Source organism: Sphingomonas sp. MMS12-HWE2-04, from assembly GCF_044881185.1.
GTDB lineage: Bacteria > Pseudomonadota > Alphaproteobacteria > Sphingomonadales > Sphingomonadaceae > Sphingomonas.
Genome location: NZ_CP173254.1, coordinates 1801297 through 1816181 on the forward strand (window position 1 = coordinate 1801297; position 14885 = coordinate 1816181).

The 14885-nt window shown below is 65.9% G+C and carries 14 protein-coding genes; 4 read left to right on the forward strand and 10 right to left on the reverse strand.

What is annotated here, in order from left to right; translation table 11 throughout:
• Positions 1-21 precede the first annotated feature (21 nt).
• Both AB2M62_RS08080 and AB2M62_RS08085 read left to right on the forward strand, forming a co-directional pair.
• Positions 22-1182 carry a D-alanyl-D-alanine carboxypeptidase family protein gene (locus AB2M62_RS08080; RefSeq protein ID WP_404339211.1) on the forward strand — a complete coding sequence of 387 codons (1161 nt, stop codon included), beginning with the start codon at positions 22-24 and terminating at the stop codon, positions 1180-1182.
• Between the two features lie 34 nt (positions 1183-1216).
• On the forward strand, positions 1217-2194 hold the full coding sequence (locus tag AB2M62_RS08085) for a DNA polymerase III subunit delta' (RefSeq protein ID WP_404339213.1): 978 nt from the start codon (positions 1217-1219) through the stop codon (positions 2192-2194).
• Here the strand turns inward: AB2M62_RS08085 and mazG are convergent.
• Both mazG and AB2M62_RS08095 read right to left on the reverse strand, forming a co-directional pair.
• A complete protein-coding gene (gene mazG, locus AB2M62_RS08090) occupies positions 2191-2946 on the reverse strand; it encodes a nucleoside triphosphate pyrophosphohydrolase (RefSeq protein WP_404339215.1) in 756 nt (251 codons plus the stop codon). The genes AB2M62_RS08085 and mazG overlap by 4 nt on opposite strands.
• Before the next feature lie 42 nt (positions 2947-2988).
• Positions 2989-4056, reverse strand: coding sequence for an alpha/beta hydrolase family esterase (locus AB2M62_RS08095; RefSeq protein ID WP_404339217.1), 1068 nt, complete (start codon positions 4054-4056; stop codon positions 2989-2991).
• A 455-nt stretch (positions 4057-4511) separates the two neighbouring features.
• Here AB2M62_RS08095 and AB2M62_RS08100 point away from each other — a divergent pair, with 455 nt between their 5' ends.
• Positions 4512-4640 (forward strand): hypothetical protein, encoded by a 129-nt coding sequence (locus AB2M62_RS08100; protein ID WP_404339219.1) that lies wholly within the window; start codon positions 4512-4514, stop codon positions 4638-4640.
• Between the two features lie 43 nt (positions 4641-4683).
• Positions 4684-4929, forward strand: a complete 246-nt coding sequence (locus AB2M62_RS08105; protein WP_404339221.1) for a hypothetical protein — start codon at positions 4684-4686, stop codon at positions 4927-4929.
• Positions 4930-5008: 79 nt separating this feature from the next.
• Here the strand turns inward: AB2M62_RS08105 and AB2M62_RS08110 are convergent, their stop codons facing one another.
• From AB2M62_RS08110 to AB2M62_RS08145, 8 genes are all read right to left on the reverse strand, one after another.
• A complete protein-coding gene (locus tag AB2M62_RS08110) occupies positions 5009-5704 on the reverse strand; it encodes a TIGR02281 family clan AA aspartic protease (protein WP_404339223.1) in 696 nt (231 codons plus the stop codon).
• Positions 5701-6468: an MBL fold metallo-hydrolase gene (locus AB2M62_RS08115; RefSeq protein ID WP_404339225.1), complete on the reverse strand. Its 768-nt coding sequence runs from the start codon at positions 6466-6468 to the stop codon at positions 5701-5703. Before AB2M62_RS08115 ends, AB2M62_RS08110 begins: the two co-directional genes overlap by 4 nt.
• A complete protein-coding gene (locus tag AB2M62_RS08120; RefSeq protein ID WP_404339227.1) occupies positions 6465-7244 on the reverse strand; it encodes a TatD family hydrolase in 780 nt (259 codons plus the stop codon). Before AB2M62_RS08120 ends, AB2M62_RS08115 begins: the two co-directional genes overlap by 4 nt.
• The gene (gene metG, locus AB2M62_RS08125; protein ID WP_404339229.1) at positions 7241-8737 is read right to left on the reverse strand and encodes a methionine--tRNA ligase; all 1497 of its coding nucleotides are present in this window, start codon (positions 8735-8737) and stop codon (positions 7241-7243) included. The genes AB2M62_RS08120 and metG overlap by 4 nt, the downstream gene beginning before the upstream one ends.
• Before the next feature lie 571 nt (positions 8738-9308).
• Entirely contained in the window at positions 9309-10601 is a 1293-nt protein-coding gene (gene hflX / locus AB2M62_RS08130; RefSeq protein WP_404339231.1) for a GTPase HflX, read from the reverse strand.
• A 6-nt stretch (positions 10602-10607) separates the two neighbouring features.
• Positions 10608-11099, reverse strand: coding sequence for an RNA chaperone Hfq (gene hfq, locus AB2M62_RS08135; RefSeq protein WP_404339233.1), 492 nt, complete (start codon positions 11097-11099; stop codon positions 10608-10610).
• Positions 11100-11247: 148 nt separating this feature from the next.
• Positions 11248-12627, reverse strand: a complete 1380-nt coding sequence (locus AB2M62_RS08140; protein WP_404339235.1) for a sigma-54-dependent transcriptional regulator — start codon at positions 12625-12627, stop codon at positions 11248-11250.
• Positions 12624-14879, reverse strand: a complete 2256-nt coding sequence (locus AB2M62_RS08145) for an ATP-binding protein (protein WP_404339237.1) — start codon at positions 14877-14879, stop codon at positions 12624-12626. Before AB2M62_RS08145 ends, AB2M62_RS08140 begins: the two co-directional genes overlap by 4 nt.
• Between the last annotated feature and the right edge of the window lie 6 nt (positions 14880-14885).

Genomic DNA, 14885 nt, shown 5'->3' on the forward strand with positions numbered 1-14885 from the left:
CCCGGGGGAACCCGAACACCCATGAAGAAGCTCCTCGCCGTCTCGTTCCTGGCGCTGGCCGTCGCGTATCCGACGACCGCCGCCAACCCGCCCTTCGATACGCCGGCCCCGATCGCGTATCTCGAAGACCTGTCTTCGGGCGCGGTGCTGTATGAGAAGGACGCCGATCGCCGGATCCCGCCGGCATCGATGGCGAAGATGATGACGGTCTATGTCGCTTTCGACCTGATCAAGAAGGGCGAGCTCAAGCTCGACCAGCAGATCGATGTGCGCCCCGAGACCTGGAAGAAATGGCATTCGCAGGGCTCGACGATGTTCCTCGCGGTGGGCGAGAAGCCAACCGTTTCCGACCTGCTCAAGGGCATCGTCACGCTTTCGGGCAATGACGCCTGCGTCGTGCTCGCCGAGGGCATTGCGGGGACCGAGGAGGCGTTTGTCGGGCTGATGAACGCCCAGGGCAAGAAGCTGGGCCTCACCAACAGCAATTTCGGCACGTCGAACGGCTGGCCCGACGAGGGCCGCACCTATGTGACCGCGCGCGACCTTGCGCACCTTGCCAAGGCGACGATCCAGGACTTCCCGGACCTCTATAAGAACTATTATTCGCTGCGCAGCTTCACCTGGGGCAAGACCTTGGGTGCCGGCGCCGACATCAGCCAGGCGAACCGCGATCCGCTGCTCGGCCGTGTCGCCGGCGCCGACGGGCTCAAGACCGGACATACCGACGAGGCGGGCTATGGCTTCACCGGATCGGCCGAGCAATCGGGCCGTCGTCTCGTGATGGTCGTTGCCGGGCTCGACACTTATGGCGGCCGCGCCGAGGAATCGGTGCGCTTCATGGAATGGGGCTTCCGCGCGTGGAAGGCGCGGCCGATCGCCTCGAAGGGGCGCAAGATCGGCGATGTCGAAGTCCAGGGCGGCGGCGCAAACTCCGTCGCCGTGGTCGCGCCGCGCGATCTCAATGCGACGGTCCCGGCCGGCACCTCGCCCGCGATGCAGGGCAAGATCGTCTATCAGGGCCCGGTGAAGGCGCCGATCAAGGCCGGCGCGCATATCGCCGATCTGGTCGTCGAGACGCCGGGCATGCCCACCCAGACGCTGCCGCTGGTCGCCCAGAGCGACGTTGGCGAGGCCGGCTTCTTCCGCCGCGCCTGGCTGGGCCTGTGGTCGCTGTTCGGCTGAGCCGCAACACGTCCTTAGCGGGATCCGACCCGACATGGCTGCGCTGATCGGCAACGGTGCCGCACGCGATGCGCTCGCCGCCGCGATGGCGAGCGGGGCGCTGCATCACGCCTGGCTGATCGCTGGGCCAGAGGGCGTAGGGAAGGGGCAGTTCGCGCGGATCGCGGCGGCACGGATGCTCGCTGTCGCTTCCGAGCCGGACAAGCTTGCGCCAGGCTGGGACGTGCCCGAGACGACGCGCACCGCGCATCTGATCGCTGCCGGAGCGCATCCCGATTATCGCGAGCTCGCGCGGCTGCCCAAGGATCCCGAAAAACCCGACGAAGCGCTCGCCCGGTCGATCACCATCGCCCAGGTGCGCAGCCTGCAGCCGCTGTTCGCGACCAAGCCCTCGCTCAGCGAACGGCGGGTGATCGTGATCGATGCGATCGACGATCTCGAGCGCGGCGGCGCCAATGCGCTGCTCAAGAACCTCGAGGAGCCGCCGCAGGGCACGATCTTCCTGCTCGTCAGCCACGCGCCGGGGCGGCTGCTGCCGACGATCCGCTCGCGCTGCCGGCTGCTGCGCTTCGAGGCGCTCGACGATACGCAGGTCGGTGAGATCGTGCGCAGCGCACGGCCCGAGGCGAGCACCGACGAAATCGCGGCGCTGGTCCGCGCCGGTGAAGGCTCGCCCGGCAGGGCACTGCGCTTTGCCGGGCTCGATCTCGGCGTGCTGGAGAGCGAGATGACGGCGCTGGCCACCACCGGCGACGCATCGAACGCCATTCGCGGGCGGCTGGCCAAGCTGCTCGGCGCCAAGGCGGCCCAGCCGCGCTACGAGGCGTTTCTCGAGCGTGCGCCGAGCTTCATCGCCGAGCGGGCACGCATGCTCAGCGGCGACCCGCTACGCGTTGCCCTCGATGCGCATGCCGCGGCGCGCGAACTGGGCGGCGCGGCGACGGGGTTATCGCTTGATGCCGGCGCGACGGTTTTCGAAATGTCGGGATTGATCGCGCGGCTGGCGCGCTAGACTCCGCGAGCCTTTGCCGACTGCCACAGCGCTTCCTGAGCATCGAGATCGAGCGTGGCGAAGGTCTCGCCGGCTTCGGCTTCCATCGCCTTGAACCGCCGCTCGAACTTGGCATTGGCGCGGCGCAGCGCCGCCTCGGGATCGATGTCGAGCTTGCGGGCCCAATTGACCACCGCGAACAGCAGGTCGCCAACTTCCTCCTCGCGCTCGTCGGCGCTCGTCGCGGCTTCCACTTCGGCGACTTCCTCGTCGATCTTGGCGCGGGGACCGGAGGGATCGGGCCAGTCGAAGCCCGTGCGCGCGGCACGCTTTTGGAGCTTCTCGGCACGCAGCAGGGCGGGGAGGCCGATCGCCACGCCGTCCACTGCGCTCTGCGCGCCTTTGGCGCCACGCTCTGCGGCCTTGATCTGTTCCCACAGATAATGACCGCCCTCGGTGGCGTCGCCGAAGATGTGCGGGTGACGCCGCTCCATCTTGGCGCTGATCGAATCGATCACGTCCTGGAGAGCGAAGTCGCCGGCTTCCTCGGCCATACGGCTGTGAAAGACGACCTGGAGCAGCAAGTCGCCGAGTTCGTCCTTGAGTTCGGCCATGTCGCCGCGCTCGATGGCGTCGGCGACTTCATAGGCTTCCTCAATCGTGTAGGGCGCGATCGTCGCGAAGGTCTGCACGGAATCCCATTCGCAGCCGCGCTCGGGATCGCGCAACCGGGCCATGATTGCGACGAGACGATCGATATCGGGTGCGCTCATGCGATCGGGGCTTAGAGGGTCGAGGGCGGTTTTGCCAAGCGGCTAGCGCATCAATCCGGCGGCGCGCAACGCATCCTCGATCACACGGGTCACGCCGTGCGGCGCTTGCGCGGGCTCGGCCTGGGACTTGGTGGCGGGACGCGCAACGGCGTCGCTGATCCCCCAGAAGCGCGCGATATGGCGCGTGGAGGAAATGCCGGCTTCGAGCATATAGGGAGCGGCATTGCCGCAGGCATCGTCGCCAAAGGTGCTGAGCGGCGTGCCATGGCCAAGCCCGGCGATGCGATATTCCTCGATCACGTCGCGCCCTTGGGCATTGCGCCAGACGCTACGTGGGTGCCCGTCGACACTCTCTGTTCGATCCGGCGCCTTGGCCACGCCGTGGAGCCCGCGCCATTGCTCGACCACCAGCGCCGCATTCGCCGAACTGACCGTTCTATCGCCGTCGCCATGCCACACCGAGATGCGAGGCCAGGGGCCCTGATGATCGGAGGCCGCGGCAACCAGCCCGCCCAGCGCTGCTGCGTCGGGGCCGCCATGCGCGCGCATGCGATCGAACGCCTCAGGCACCGAGCGCGCGGTGCCATAGGGCAGGCCGGCGATGATCGCACCGCCGGCGAACAGCTCGGGATAGGTGGCGAGCATCACCGAGGTCATCGCGCCGCCGGCGGAAAGGCCGGTGACATACACACGGGCAGGATCGAGCCGATGCTTGGCGATCATCGCGACGATCATCTGCCGGATGGACTCCGGCTCACCGCTGCCTCGACGGGTGTCCTCGGCGTTGAACCAGTTGAAGCAGAGGTTCGCGTTGTTGGCGCGCTGTTGCTCTGGGAAAAGCACGGCAAAGCCCTGCTCGTCGGCCAAGTGTGACCAGCCCGAGCCGTGATCATAGCCGCCGGCATCCTGGGTGCAGCCATGCAGGACGACGACCAGCGGCGCGTTTGCGCCCAGACCTTCGGGCAGGTGACAGCGTCCGCGCAATGCACCGGGATTGGAGCCGAACGTGAGCAGGTCCACCAGTCGATCCGTCCCGACCGCGCCGCTTGCGCCATCGATCCTGCCGCGCAGGGCGGAGAGGCGGGTAATCGTATCGTTCAGGTTTCGCATGCGGCTTCCTTACTGGCCACGGCGGAAGCCCTGACAACGCGTGGCGACTCAAGTGAGTTGCTGCACTGCACAATATTGGGCTTCCGGGCGCAATCGGCAAGGCGGGCGTGGCCATTTCCGTGATCGCGCACCCAAGCGGGGTGGCGAAATGGCCTGGAACACCCCATATCGGCAATATCGCACCAATCGCCACGAGCAGATGCGACTGAGAGTTTCTTGCTCCCGCTCAGACGCGGAGCTTCGCATGTCTCTCATCTCCCCGGCATTCCTTGCGACCCGTCACCAGCGGCAGGCGGCGGCACTGCGCACCCAGCGGCGTGCCAGCGAGGCGGCTGCTTTGGCTCAGTTCGAGCAGGACTTTGCGGGCATACCGCAATCGGCCCCCCGACAAACCCTAACCCTCTCCGGTGCGCAGCGGCGTAGCGGACCGCGCCAGTCTTGAAGGAGAACAAATCATGGCCAAAGGTCAACGCAAGAGCAACAAGGAAGTCCGCAAGCCCAAAAAGGCGGAGGCGCCGAAGCCCAACGCGGCCAACGCCACGCTCAAGGGCACGCCGCTGGTGCAGCCGCTGAAGAGCGCCTGAACGGCAGTCAATCGCAGATTCAATCTTATCGAAAGAGCCTATCATGCAGCCATCATTGATCCTGTGCCGTACGCAGGAAGCGCGTCAGCGCGCGCTCGCGAGCGCCGCCACGCTGGATAACGTTCGCAACCTGGCCAATCTGGCCGCGGCTGCCTGGGCCAAGGAAGCCAAGGCAGCCGAGCAGCGCGAAGATCGCAAGCTGCGCACCCGCGCGGATGCCGATGCGCTTCAAGATCGCGGCATGAGCGAAAATCCCGACCGGGGCCATGCCGAGATCGCCTTCGCATAGCCGGCGGAGGCACCGCGAGCCCCCCGGCAATCGCCGGGCAGCAAGACGATAATATACATTATGTAAAGCGAAGACTGCTTTATGCGTCGGGATCGGCCCGTTGCGTGCGCCGACCGCCGTCCGGGCCCGGATCGGCGGTGGCGTCCTCATTGCCGTCGTCGGCGCCCCGGCGCGGTTCGAGCACCAGCACGTTGTTCTCGACGCGCCAGCTGTGCAGCCGCGACAGGAAATTCATGCCCAGCACGTCGAGGTCCCCGAAATTGTCGGAGATCACGACGCCCAGGTCCTCGGTCTCCAGCGGGCCGATTGACAGACGCTGGACGCGGCCGCGCTGCGCGGCAACGGTGCCGTTCGCGGTCTCGATCGATACCGGTAACCCGACGTTCGACGGCTTGACGCTGGCGGATGCGGCCGTGCGCGCCGAAATCGCCGTGATCGTTGCGCCACTGTCCACCAGCATACGCCGCTCGACGCCGTTGAGGCTGACCCGCGCCCAGAAATGGCCGTCGGGGCTCATCCGGATGCGCACCGTCTTGCCCTCAACCTGCTGGTCGTCGATGCCGAGGCTCGACGTTGCCGAGGCGAGCAGTGCCTTGAGCTCGTGACGGTGCGCGACAGCGAGGACGGCAATCCCGATGATCGCGGCCCAACTGATCAGCGAGCGGATCAGGAAGCCGAACGACATCCGCCGAACCGACAGCGCACTTACCAGCGCGACCAGCACGACCACCCGCCAGATCATGTTGACGGTGCTAAAGTCGTCCCACTGGCTCATGCGGTCAGCTCCAGCCCGTCGAACCCCGGCTCGACCCCTCGGGGCAATGCGGCGCACAGCGAAGCATAATCCATCGAATTGTCCATATGCATCAGCGCGCTTCGGGCGGGCCGCAACTCGCCTATCCACTTCAGAACCGCTTCGAGGTTCGGATGGGTGGGATGCGGCGCGCGGCGCAGGGCATCGACTACCCAGACGTCCAGTCCGGTGTAGAGCACGCGCATCGCGTCGGTCATTTCATGAAAATCAGTGGCATAGCCGATGGCCTTGCCGCCATTTTCGAAGCGTAGTCCGGCGGAGGTGATCCCCCCGTGCGGCTGATCGGTCACCGATATGCGGATATCGCCGACCGTCAGGCTGTCCGCCAGCGTCTCGAGTGCGACCGTTGGGCGATAGCCAGCGCGACCGAAGAACGCGTAGGCGAATTTGTTCTCTAATTGTTCACGCGTGAAAGGGCGGGCGTAGCCGGGCACCGGCACCCCATTGCGCAAATGCATGAGCTGGCGAAGATCGTCGATGCCGTGCGTGTGATCGGCATGATCGTGCGTCCACAGCACCGCATCGACATTGCCCACGTCGGCGGCGAGCAGCTGCTCGCGCATGTCGGGGCTGGTGTCGACCAGGATCGTCGTGGTCCGAGACGAAACCAGCATCGAGGCGCGCGTGCGGCGGTTGCGGGGCTCGGTGGGATCGCAGGCGCCCCAGTCATTGCCGATCCGCGGAACCCCCGACGACGTGCCCGAGCCCAGGATCCGGATCTTCACGCGCGCGTCTTGGCGAACAAGGCGTGGAAGTTCGCGCGGGTGGCGTCCGCAAGCTCCTCTGCATCCTCGCCGCGCAGCCCGGCAAGGAACCTACACGTATCGGCGACGAAGGCCGGCTCGCCGGTCTTGCCGCGATGCGGCACCGGGGCAAGGAACGGCGCGTCGGTCTCGATCAGCAGCCTTTCGCGCGGCAGGCGCGCGGCGGTCTCTTGGAGATCCTTGGCGTTCTTGAACGTCACGATCCCCGAGATCGAGATGTAGAAGCCGAGCTCGAGCGCGATATCGGCAAAGTCGCTGCTCGCGGTGAAGCAATGGATTACGCCGGGAAAGGCGCCCTTCCCCATCTCATCGCGCAATATCTCGGCGGTGTCGGCCTCGGCGTCGCGGGTGTGGACGATCAGCGGCAGCTGGGTCTCGCGGCACGCGGCGATGTGCGCGCGGAAGCTTGCACGCTGGCGATCGCGGTCGCTGTGATCGTAATAATAATCGAGCCCGGTCTCGCCGATGGCCACGACCCGGGGATGCCGCGTCTTGGCGACGAGCTTGGCGGCGTCGATATCGGGGTGCTCGTCTGCCTCGTGCGGATGGATGCCGACCGAGGCCCAGACATCGGCCTCGCGCTCGGCAACCGCGATGACATCGTCCCATTCGCGCTCGCGGGTCGAGATGTTGAGCATCGCGACGACCCCCGCCTGGCGGGCACGTGCCAGCACCTCGGGCTGTTGCTCGCCGAGACCCTTGTAGATCAGATGGCAGTGGCTATCGGCCAGTTTCACGCATCTTCCTTCAGCTCCAGCCGGGGGAAGATGGGGGTTGGCGCGGCGATGCGGAAGTCTGGATCGCCTTCGGGGCCCAGTTGCTCGAGCAGTTTGGCGGCAGAGCCCGGCACGACGGGCTGAATCGTGACGGCAAGACGCCGGATCGCGCGGAGCAGCGTGGCGAGCACCGCGTGCATCCGCTCCGGGTTGGTTTTGCGCAGCGCCCAGGGTGCCTGGGCGTCGATATATTGGTTGCAGGCGAAGACGCCGGTCATCCACAGTTCGACCGCCTGGCTGAGCGCCAGATCCTCAAAGGCGCGGACGAAGCCCGCACAGGCCGTGTCGACTTCGGCGAGAAGCACCGCGTCCGCCTCCTCGCCGCGGCCCGCCTCGACTTTGCCTTCGCAATTCTTGGCGATGAAGGCGAGCGTGCGCTGGGCGAGATTGCCGAAGCTGTTCGACAGATCGGCGTTCGCGCGCGTCACGATGGCCTCGTCGCTGAACGTGCCGTCATTGCCGAAGCTGACGTCGCGCAACAGGAAATAGCGCAGCGCATCGACGCCGTAGAGGCTCGCCAGCGCCATCGGATCGACGACGTTGCCGACCGACTTGGACATCTTCTCCCCGCGGTTGAGCAGGAAGCCGTGGCCGAAGACCTGTTTCGGCAGCGCGATCTTCGCCGACATCAGGAAGGCCGGCCAATAGACTGCGTGGAAGCGGACGATGTCCTTGCCGATCAGATGGACGTCGGCCGGCCAGTATTTGGCGAAACGCTCGGGGTCCTCGGGATAGCCGGCGCCGGTAATATAGTTGGTCAGCGCATCGACCCAGACATACATGACGTGCCCCGGGCTGCCCGGCACCGGCACGCCCCAATCGAAGCTGGTGCGGCTGACCGACAGGTCGGCGAGCCCACCCTCGACGAAGCGCAGGATCTCGTTGCGGCGCGATTCAGGGCGGATGAAATCGGGGTTCGCCGCGTAGAAATCGAGCAGCGGCTGCTGATATTTGGAGAGGCGGAAGAACCAGGTCTCCTCGGCGGTCCATTCGACCGGGGTACCCTGGGGCGAAAGCTTGCCCCCTTCCCCGTCGGTCAGTTCCTTCTCTTCGTAGAACGCCTCGTCGCGGACCGAATACCAGCCCTCATAGCGATCGAGATACAGGTCGCCAGCGTCCGCCATCGCCTGCCAGATCGCCTGGCTGGCGGCATAATGGGCAGGTTCGGACGTGCGGATGAAGCGATCATAGGAAATATCGAGAACATCCGCCATCTCATGGAAATATCCCGACATTTCTTCGGCGAGCGCGCGCACTTCGACGCCGCGGTCGCGCGCGGTCTTGACCATTTTGAGGCCGTGCTCGTCGGTGCCGGTCTGGAAGAAGACGTCGCGGCCTTGCTGGCGCCGGAAGCGCGCGATCGCGTCGGCGGCGATCATCTCATAGGCGTGGCCGATATGCGGACGACCATTGGGATAATGGATCGCGGTGGTAATGTAGAAGGGATCTGCCATCGCCCGGCTTTACGGGGCATGGCGCGGCGCTGCAACGGGGTGCGCGCGGTTCCGGCTCGCTTGACAGAATTGACGGGAAACGCGGATTTTACCGCGTGACAGGTGATTGGCTGACCGTTTCAAGGAGCGCCGGGCTGGCCCGGACCTTCAGACAAGCGCAGATTTCCCTACATTACAAGCGAGGGTTGCGCACAATGGTTTATCCAATCTTTCTAGTTACTTACCTATATACTCTGAGATCGAAAACGGCACGGAATCGCCGACCGGCGCCACCTGTCGGGCTTCGAAACTAGCCCCCGGCTTTCGCCGAGGCAAAGTCCGCGAAGCGCCTTGCGGTGGCGCAGGCGGAGCCCGGCGGTGCCGTACATGGCGCGCCGGCGGCGCGTTGGTGGCGCTTCGCAGGCGGCCCGCTCATGGCTGAGGATGCCCGCGCCTGCGATTGCCAACCTTTTGGTTGGCCGCGGCATCCGATGGAACGGCTGAACCCTTCATCCCAGCCTTGCGCCGGGAGCCGGCTTCTGTCGGTCTAGGCAACGGGACGGCCCAAGACCAACAAAGCGTGCAGCCCCGCTCAGGCGTGGCGCGTCTCGAAGCGTTCGTGGTCACGCGGGGCCATGCGGACTTCGTAGACCGCGCGATCGTCCTCGATGCGCTGATCGATCACTTCGCCATGCTGGTGAAGCCAGGCGGCGCTGGCGCCGTCGCTCGGATCAAGCGTGATCGTGTAGCGGCGATGGCCGTGGGTGAGCCGGGCGGCGACGGCCTCGATCAGCGTATCGACACCCTCGCCCGTTACTGCCGAGATCGGCATCACGTCCTCGCGCCGTGCCGCGGCCTCGAGCAGTTCCTCGCGGCGTTCGCCATCGAGCAGGTCGAGCTTGTTCCACGCCTCGAAGCGCGGCGTCGCCTCGGCCACGCCGATCTCGCTCAGCACCTTCTCGACATCGGCGCGCTGCGCCTCGCTGTCAGGGTGGGCGATGTCGCGGACATGGATGAGCAGGTCGGCCGAGACCACTTCCTCGAGCGTCGCCTTGAACGCGGCGACGAGCTGGGTCGGCAATTCGGAAACGAAGCCCACCGTATCGGACAGGATCGCCTTGTCGATGCCGGGCAGCGAAATCTGCCGCAGCGTGGGATCGAGCGTCGCGAAAAGCAGGTTTTCCGCCATGACGTCACTTCCCGTCAGGCGATTGAAAAGCGTCGATTTTCCGGCGTTGGTATAACCGACCAGCGCAATCACCGGCCAGGGCGCGCGCTGGCGGCGATCACGGTGCAGCGTGCGGGTGCGGCTGACCTGGTCGAGCTCGCGCTTGAGCCGCGCCATGCGATCGCGGATCAGGCGCCTGTCCGCCTCGATCTGAGTTTCGCCCGGACCCCCGAGAAAGCCGAAGCCGCCGCGCTGGCGCTCGAGGTGCGTCCAGCTGCGCACGAGGCGGCCAGCCTGGTAATCGAGATGGGCGAGCTCGACCTGGAGCCGCCCTTCCGCGGTGCGCGCGCGCTCGCCGAAAATCTCGAGGATCAACCCGGTGCGATCGATCACCTTGCAGCCGAGCGCGGTTTCGAGGTTTCGCTGCTGGACCGGGGTGAGGCTGGCGTCGAACACCGCGAGCTGGAGCTCCTGATCGCGAACGGTCTCGGCGACTGCCTCGACCTGGCCCGAGCCGATCAGCGTGCCCGGCTTGGGCTGGCGCAGCTTGACCGCGACCTTTTCGCGCACGTCGACGCCGATCGCCGCGGCGAGGCCGGCCGTTTCTTCGAGGCGCGCCTCGGCGTCGCGCGAACTGCCGCCCATATCGGGATAGACGACAATCGCGCGCGCGCCGCGGGTAAACTCGTCGGCGTCACGATCGAAACCAGTGCTCATGCTGTATCAATCGCCGTCGGAGGCGCTTGTTTCCTCGGCGAGGTTGAGCGGGTGTGCAGGCTGGATCGTCGAGACGGCATGCTTGTAGACCAGCTGGGCCATGCCCTCGCGCTGAAGCAGCATGCAGAACAGGTCGAACGCAGCGATCTGGCCCTGTAGCATCACGCCGTTCACCAGGAACATCGTGACATTTTCCTGCTGGCGGCGGACCGCGTTGAGGAAGATTTCCTGGAGCACCGGATTCTTGTGCTGATATTCGCCGGCGGCTTCGAGCAGCGAGGCGAGATCGACCGGGCCCGAGGGCATGATCGTCGAGATCGCGTGCTTGTAGATCAGCTGCGACTGGCCGTCGCGGCGGAGCAGCACGGAGAAATTGTCGAACCAGGTGACGATGCCCTGGAGCTTTACGCCCTTCACGAGGAACATCGTGACCGGCACTTTCGAGCGCCGGAGCGAGTTGAGGAACAGGTCCTGGAGCGAGGTTTGCTTCTCGGCCACGTCAGTGTCCTTCTATTCTTGGCGGGAAGTGTCCCGCATGGCGCCGTTTCCCGACGTCGGAAGCGCACCACGGCTGGCGCGCGGCGGCACCTTACGGGTTCGCTGCGCGCGCGTCCACCACACCGTCGCGGTGTACGCGCCGTTAATTCTATTCGTCGCGGGTGTCGGTGATGCCGAGCAGCTTCAATTTGCGGTGGAGCGCCGATCGTTCCATTCCGATGAAGCTCGCGGTGCGCGAGATATTGCCCGAGAAGCGGCGGATCTGGACGCGCAGATATTCGCGCTCGAAGGTCTCACGCGCTTCCTTGAGCGGAGCCCCCATGATCGCATTGGCACCCACCCCGCCCGAGGCATCGCCCTGGCGGCCGAGCACTTCGGGGGGCAGAAGATCCATGTCGATGCGCCCGATCCGATCGCCCGGCGCGAGGATGACGGTGCGCTCGACGACGTTGCGGAGCTGGCGGACATTGCCCGGCCATTCATAGCTCTGCAGCGCAACGATCGCGTCGGGGGCGATCTCGGGCGTCGGCACGCGGCGCTCATTGGCATAATGCGCGACGAAATGCTCGACGAGCACCGGAATGTCCTCGCGCCGATCGGTGAGCGGAGGGATCGCCACGGGGACGACATTCAGCCGGTAATAGAGGTCCTCGCGGAAACGGCCGGCGGCGATCTCGGCCTGGAGGTCGCGCGCGGTTGCCGAGACGACGCGGACATCGACCTTGACCACGCGGGTGCCCCCTACCCGGCTGAAGCTCTGATCGGTGAGCACGCGCAGGATCCGCGCCTGGGTGGCGATCGGCATGTCGGCGATCTCGTCGAGGAACAGCGTGCCGCCATGCGCCTGTTCGAGCAGGCCCGGGCGGACCAGATCGCCGCTCTCCTCGACGCCGAACAGTTCCTCGTCAACGCGCTCGGGAGTCATCCGCGCCGCGCTGACGATGACGAAGGGCGCGGTGGTGCGCTGGCTCCAGCCATGGAGCAGTCGCGCGGCGACTTCCTTGCCGACGCCGGCGCCGCCGGTGATCAGCACGCGGCTGCCGGTAGAGGCGACGCGCTTCAAGGTGGCGCGCACGGTGTTGATCGCGGCCGAATTGCCGGTGAGATCGTCCTCGCGGCCCACCGAGGCGCGCAGCGAGGCGACTTCCTGCCGCAAACGATCGGTCTCGGTCGCGCGCTCGACGAGGAGGAGCAGCCGCTCGGCCTCGAACGGCTTTTCGATGAAGTCCGACGCGCCCTTGCGGATCGCGGCGACGGCAGTGTCGAGATTGCCATGGCCCGAGATCACCAGCACCGGGATCGAGGGATCGCGGCGCTTGATCTCGTCGAGCAGGTCGAGCCCGTCGAGCCGCGAGCCCTGCAGCCAGACGTCGAGTAGCACCAGGCTGGGGCGACGTTCCGAGATCGCCTCGAGCGCGGCATCGCTGTCGGCCGCGGCACGCGTGGCATAGCCTTCGTCTTCGAGGACGCCGGCGACCAGTTCGCGAATGTCGCGTTCGTCGTCGACGACGAGAATGTCCAAACTCATGCCTTGGTGTTTCCAGTTCTTGTGAGCACCGCCGGGCTGGATTCGCTCGGATCTTCGTCGGGTGCGGTGTCCATTTGGGCGAGAAGCTCGGTATCGAAGGCGATGGTCACCACGGTGCCGCCGCCGGGGCGATCGCTGAAGGCGATCGTGCCGAAATGCTCCTCGACGATCTTCTTGACGATCGCGAGACCCAGCCCGGTGCCGCGGGTGCGCGTGGTCATATAGGGTTCGACGATGCGGTCGCGCTCCACCGGCAGGCCGATGCCGTTGTCGGCGACGGTCAGCGTGACCCGACTGCCCGCCTCCGGGAGAATGGTGAACACCACCTCGCCTTGCGCCAGCGCCTCGCCTTCACCACGCGCTTCAATCGCTTCGACGGCGTTCTTCACGACATTTGTGAGCGCCTGGCCGATCTGGCGGCGATCGCAGACCAAGCTCGGCGCATTGTCCGGCGCGTCGAGTTCGAAGCGCACCGTCGGATGCGCGACTTCGTGGAGGAACAGCGACTGGCGGGCGATATCGAGCAGCAACTCGTCGCGGAACAGCGGCTTGGGCATCCGGGCAAACGACGAGAATTCGTCAACCATCCGGCGCAGGTCGCCGACCTGGCGCACGATCGTCTCGGTCAGTCGCGCGAAGGTGCCGTCGTCGGCCTCGATCTTCTTGCCGTAACGTCGCTGGAGCCGTTCGGCGGCGAGCTGGATCGGGGTGAGCGGGTTCTTGATCTCGTGCGCGATGCGCCGCGCGACGTCGGACCAGGCGGCGCGGCGCTGGTCGTTGAGCTGCTGAGTGATGTCGTCAAAGGTGAGCACCCTGCCCTGTTCGTCGCGGGTGATCTTGACCGCGAGCGTCCGCGCCTCGCCATCGGGGGCGATCTGCACCACCGCCTCGCGCTCCTCACCACCGAGCAGGGCATCGAGTTCGGGGGCTATATCCGCAAGCGGCCGGCCGACGGGATCCTGCTCGCCCTGACGCAGGAGTGCGCGCGCTAACTCGTTGATCAGCCGGACGTTGCGCGACGCGTTGACCGCGACGACGCCCGCCGAGACGCCCGACATCACCGCCTCGATCAACGCGCGGCGGCTTTCGCTCTGGGCGTTGGCATTGACTAGTGCGTTGGTCTGGGCCTCCAGCGTTTGGGTCATGCCGTTAAACGCTCGGGTGAGGGTGCCGACCTCGTCCTGCGAGCGCGGCTCGAACACCCGCGCCGTCAAGTCGCCGCCTGCCACCCTTCGGGCCGCGCCGACCAGATCGTTGACCGGCTGGACAAGCTTGTCGGCCGCCTTAATCGCAACGGCGACGGCGATCGCGATGATGACCAGCGAAATCAGGAACAAGGCGAGGTTGAAGCGCAGCTGGATCACGCGCGAACTCGCCAGTAGCGCATTATAATCGGTGAACACCGATTTCACCCGCTGCAGCCGGACCGCCATCTCATTGGCGAGCGCCTCGCGGTACGAGTAGAGATAGAGATCGGAATCCGGAAGGCGCGTCAGCGAATAGGTGTATTTGGGCGTTGTGCCGACGACGCTGACCTTGCCTGCCTTGAGCTTGGCAATGTCTTCCTTGCGAATGTCGAGGATCGGATTGCGATTGGAGGCATTGACGATCGCCTGGGTCTGCAACTGACCGTTGCTCGAGATCGTGAACAGCACGCTGGCGGACAGGCTGCGCTGGAATACGGTCCAGAAGAAACTGTTGGTGAAATTCTGGCTGCCGATGGCGTAGCCGGAGTCCAGCGCACGCTGCACGTCCTGAGCGAGCGCCAGATTCTCATTGTCCACATATTGCAGGAGTTGCGTGTAGGATTCCTCAGCCAGCTCGCGTGAATTCTCGAGCATGCCCTGCGCACGCCCGGAGAACCAGAATTCGGCGCCCGCCTGGAAGAGCAGCGACGCAACCACCGCCAGCAACACGGTTGGGACCGCCGCAAGCACCGAGAATATCGCGACCAGCCGAACGTGCAGCTGCCCCTGCCCGCCGGCGGCGGAGCGCGCGGCGCGGCTGCGGGCGATGCGGCGCCCGGCCAGCACGATCAGCGATCCGCAGGTTATCAGGTTCGCCACCAGCAGCGTGGCGATAAGCGGCGGGGTCAGCAGCCGTGGTGCGTCCGATTCCCGGCTAAGCACGGCATAGGTGCTGATCGCGATAACCAGCGCGAGCGCCAGAATGCCCAGTTCCAAAACCGGCGTAACACCAAAGCGCCGCTTGCGCGGTGGAGTCTCGGTAATCGGTTCGACTACGGCATCCATCGTTGC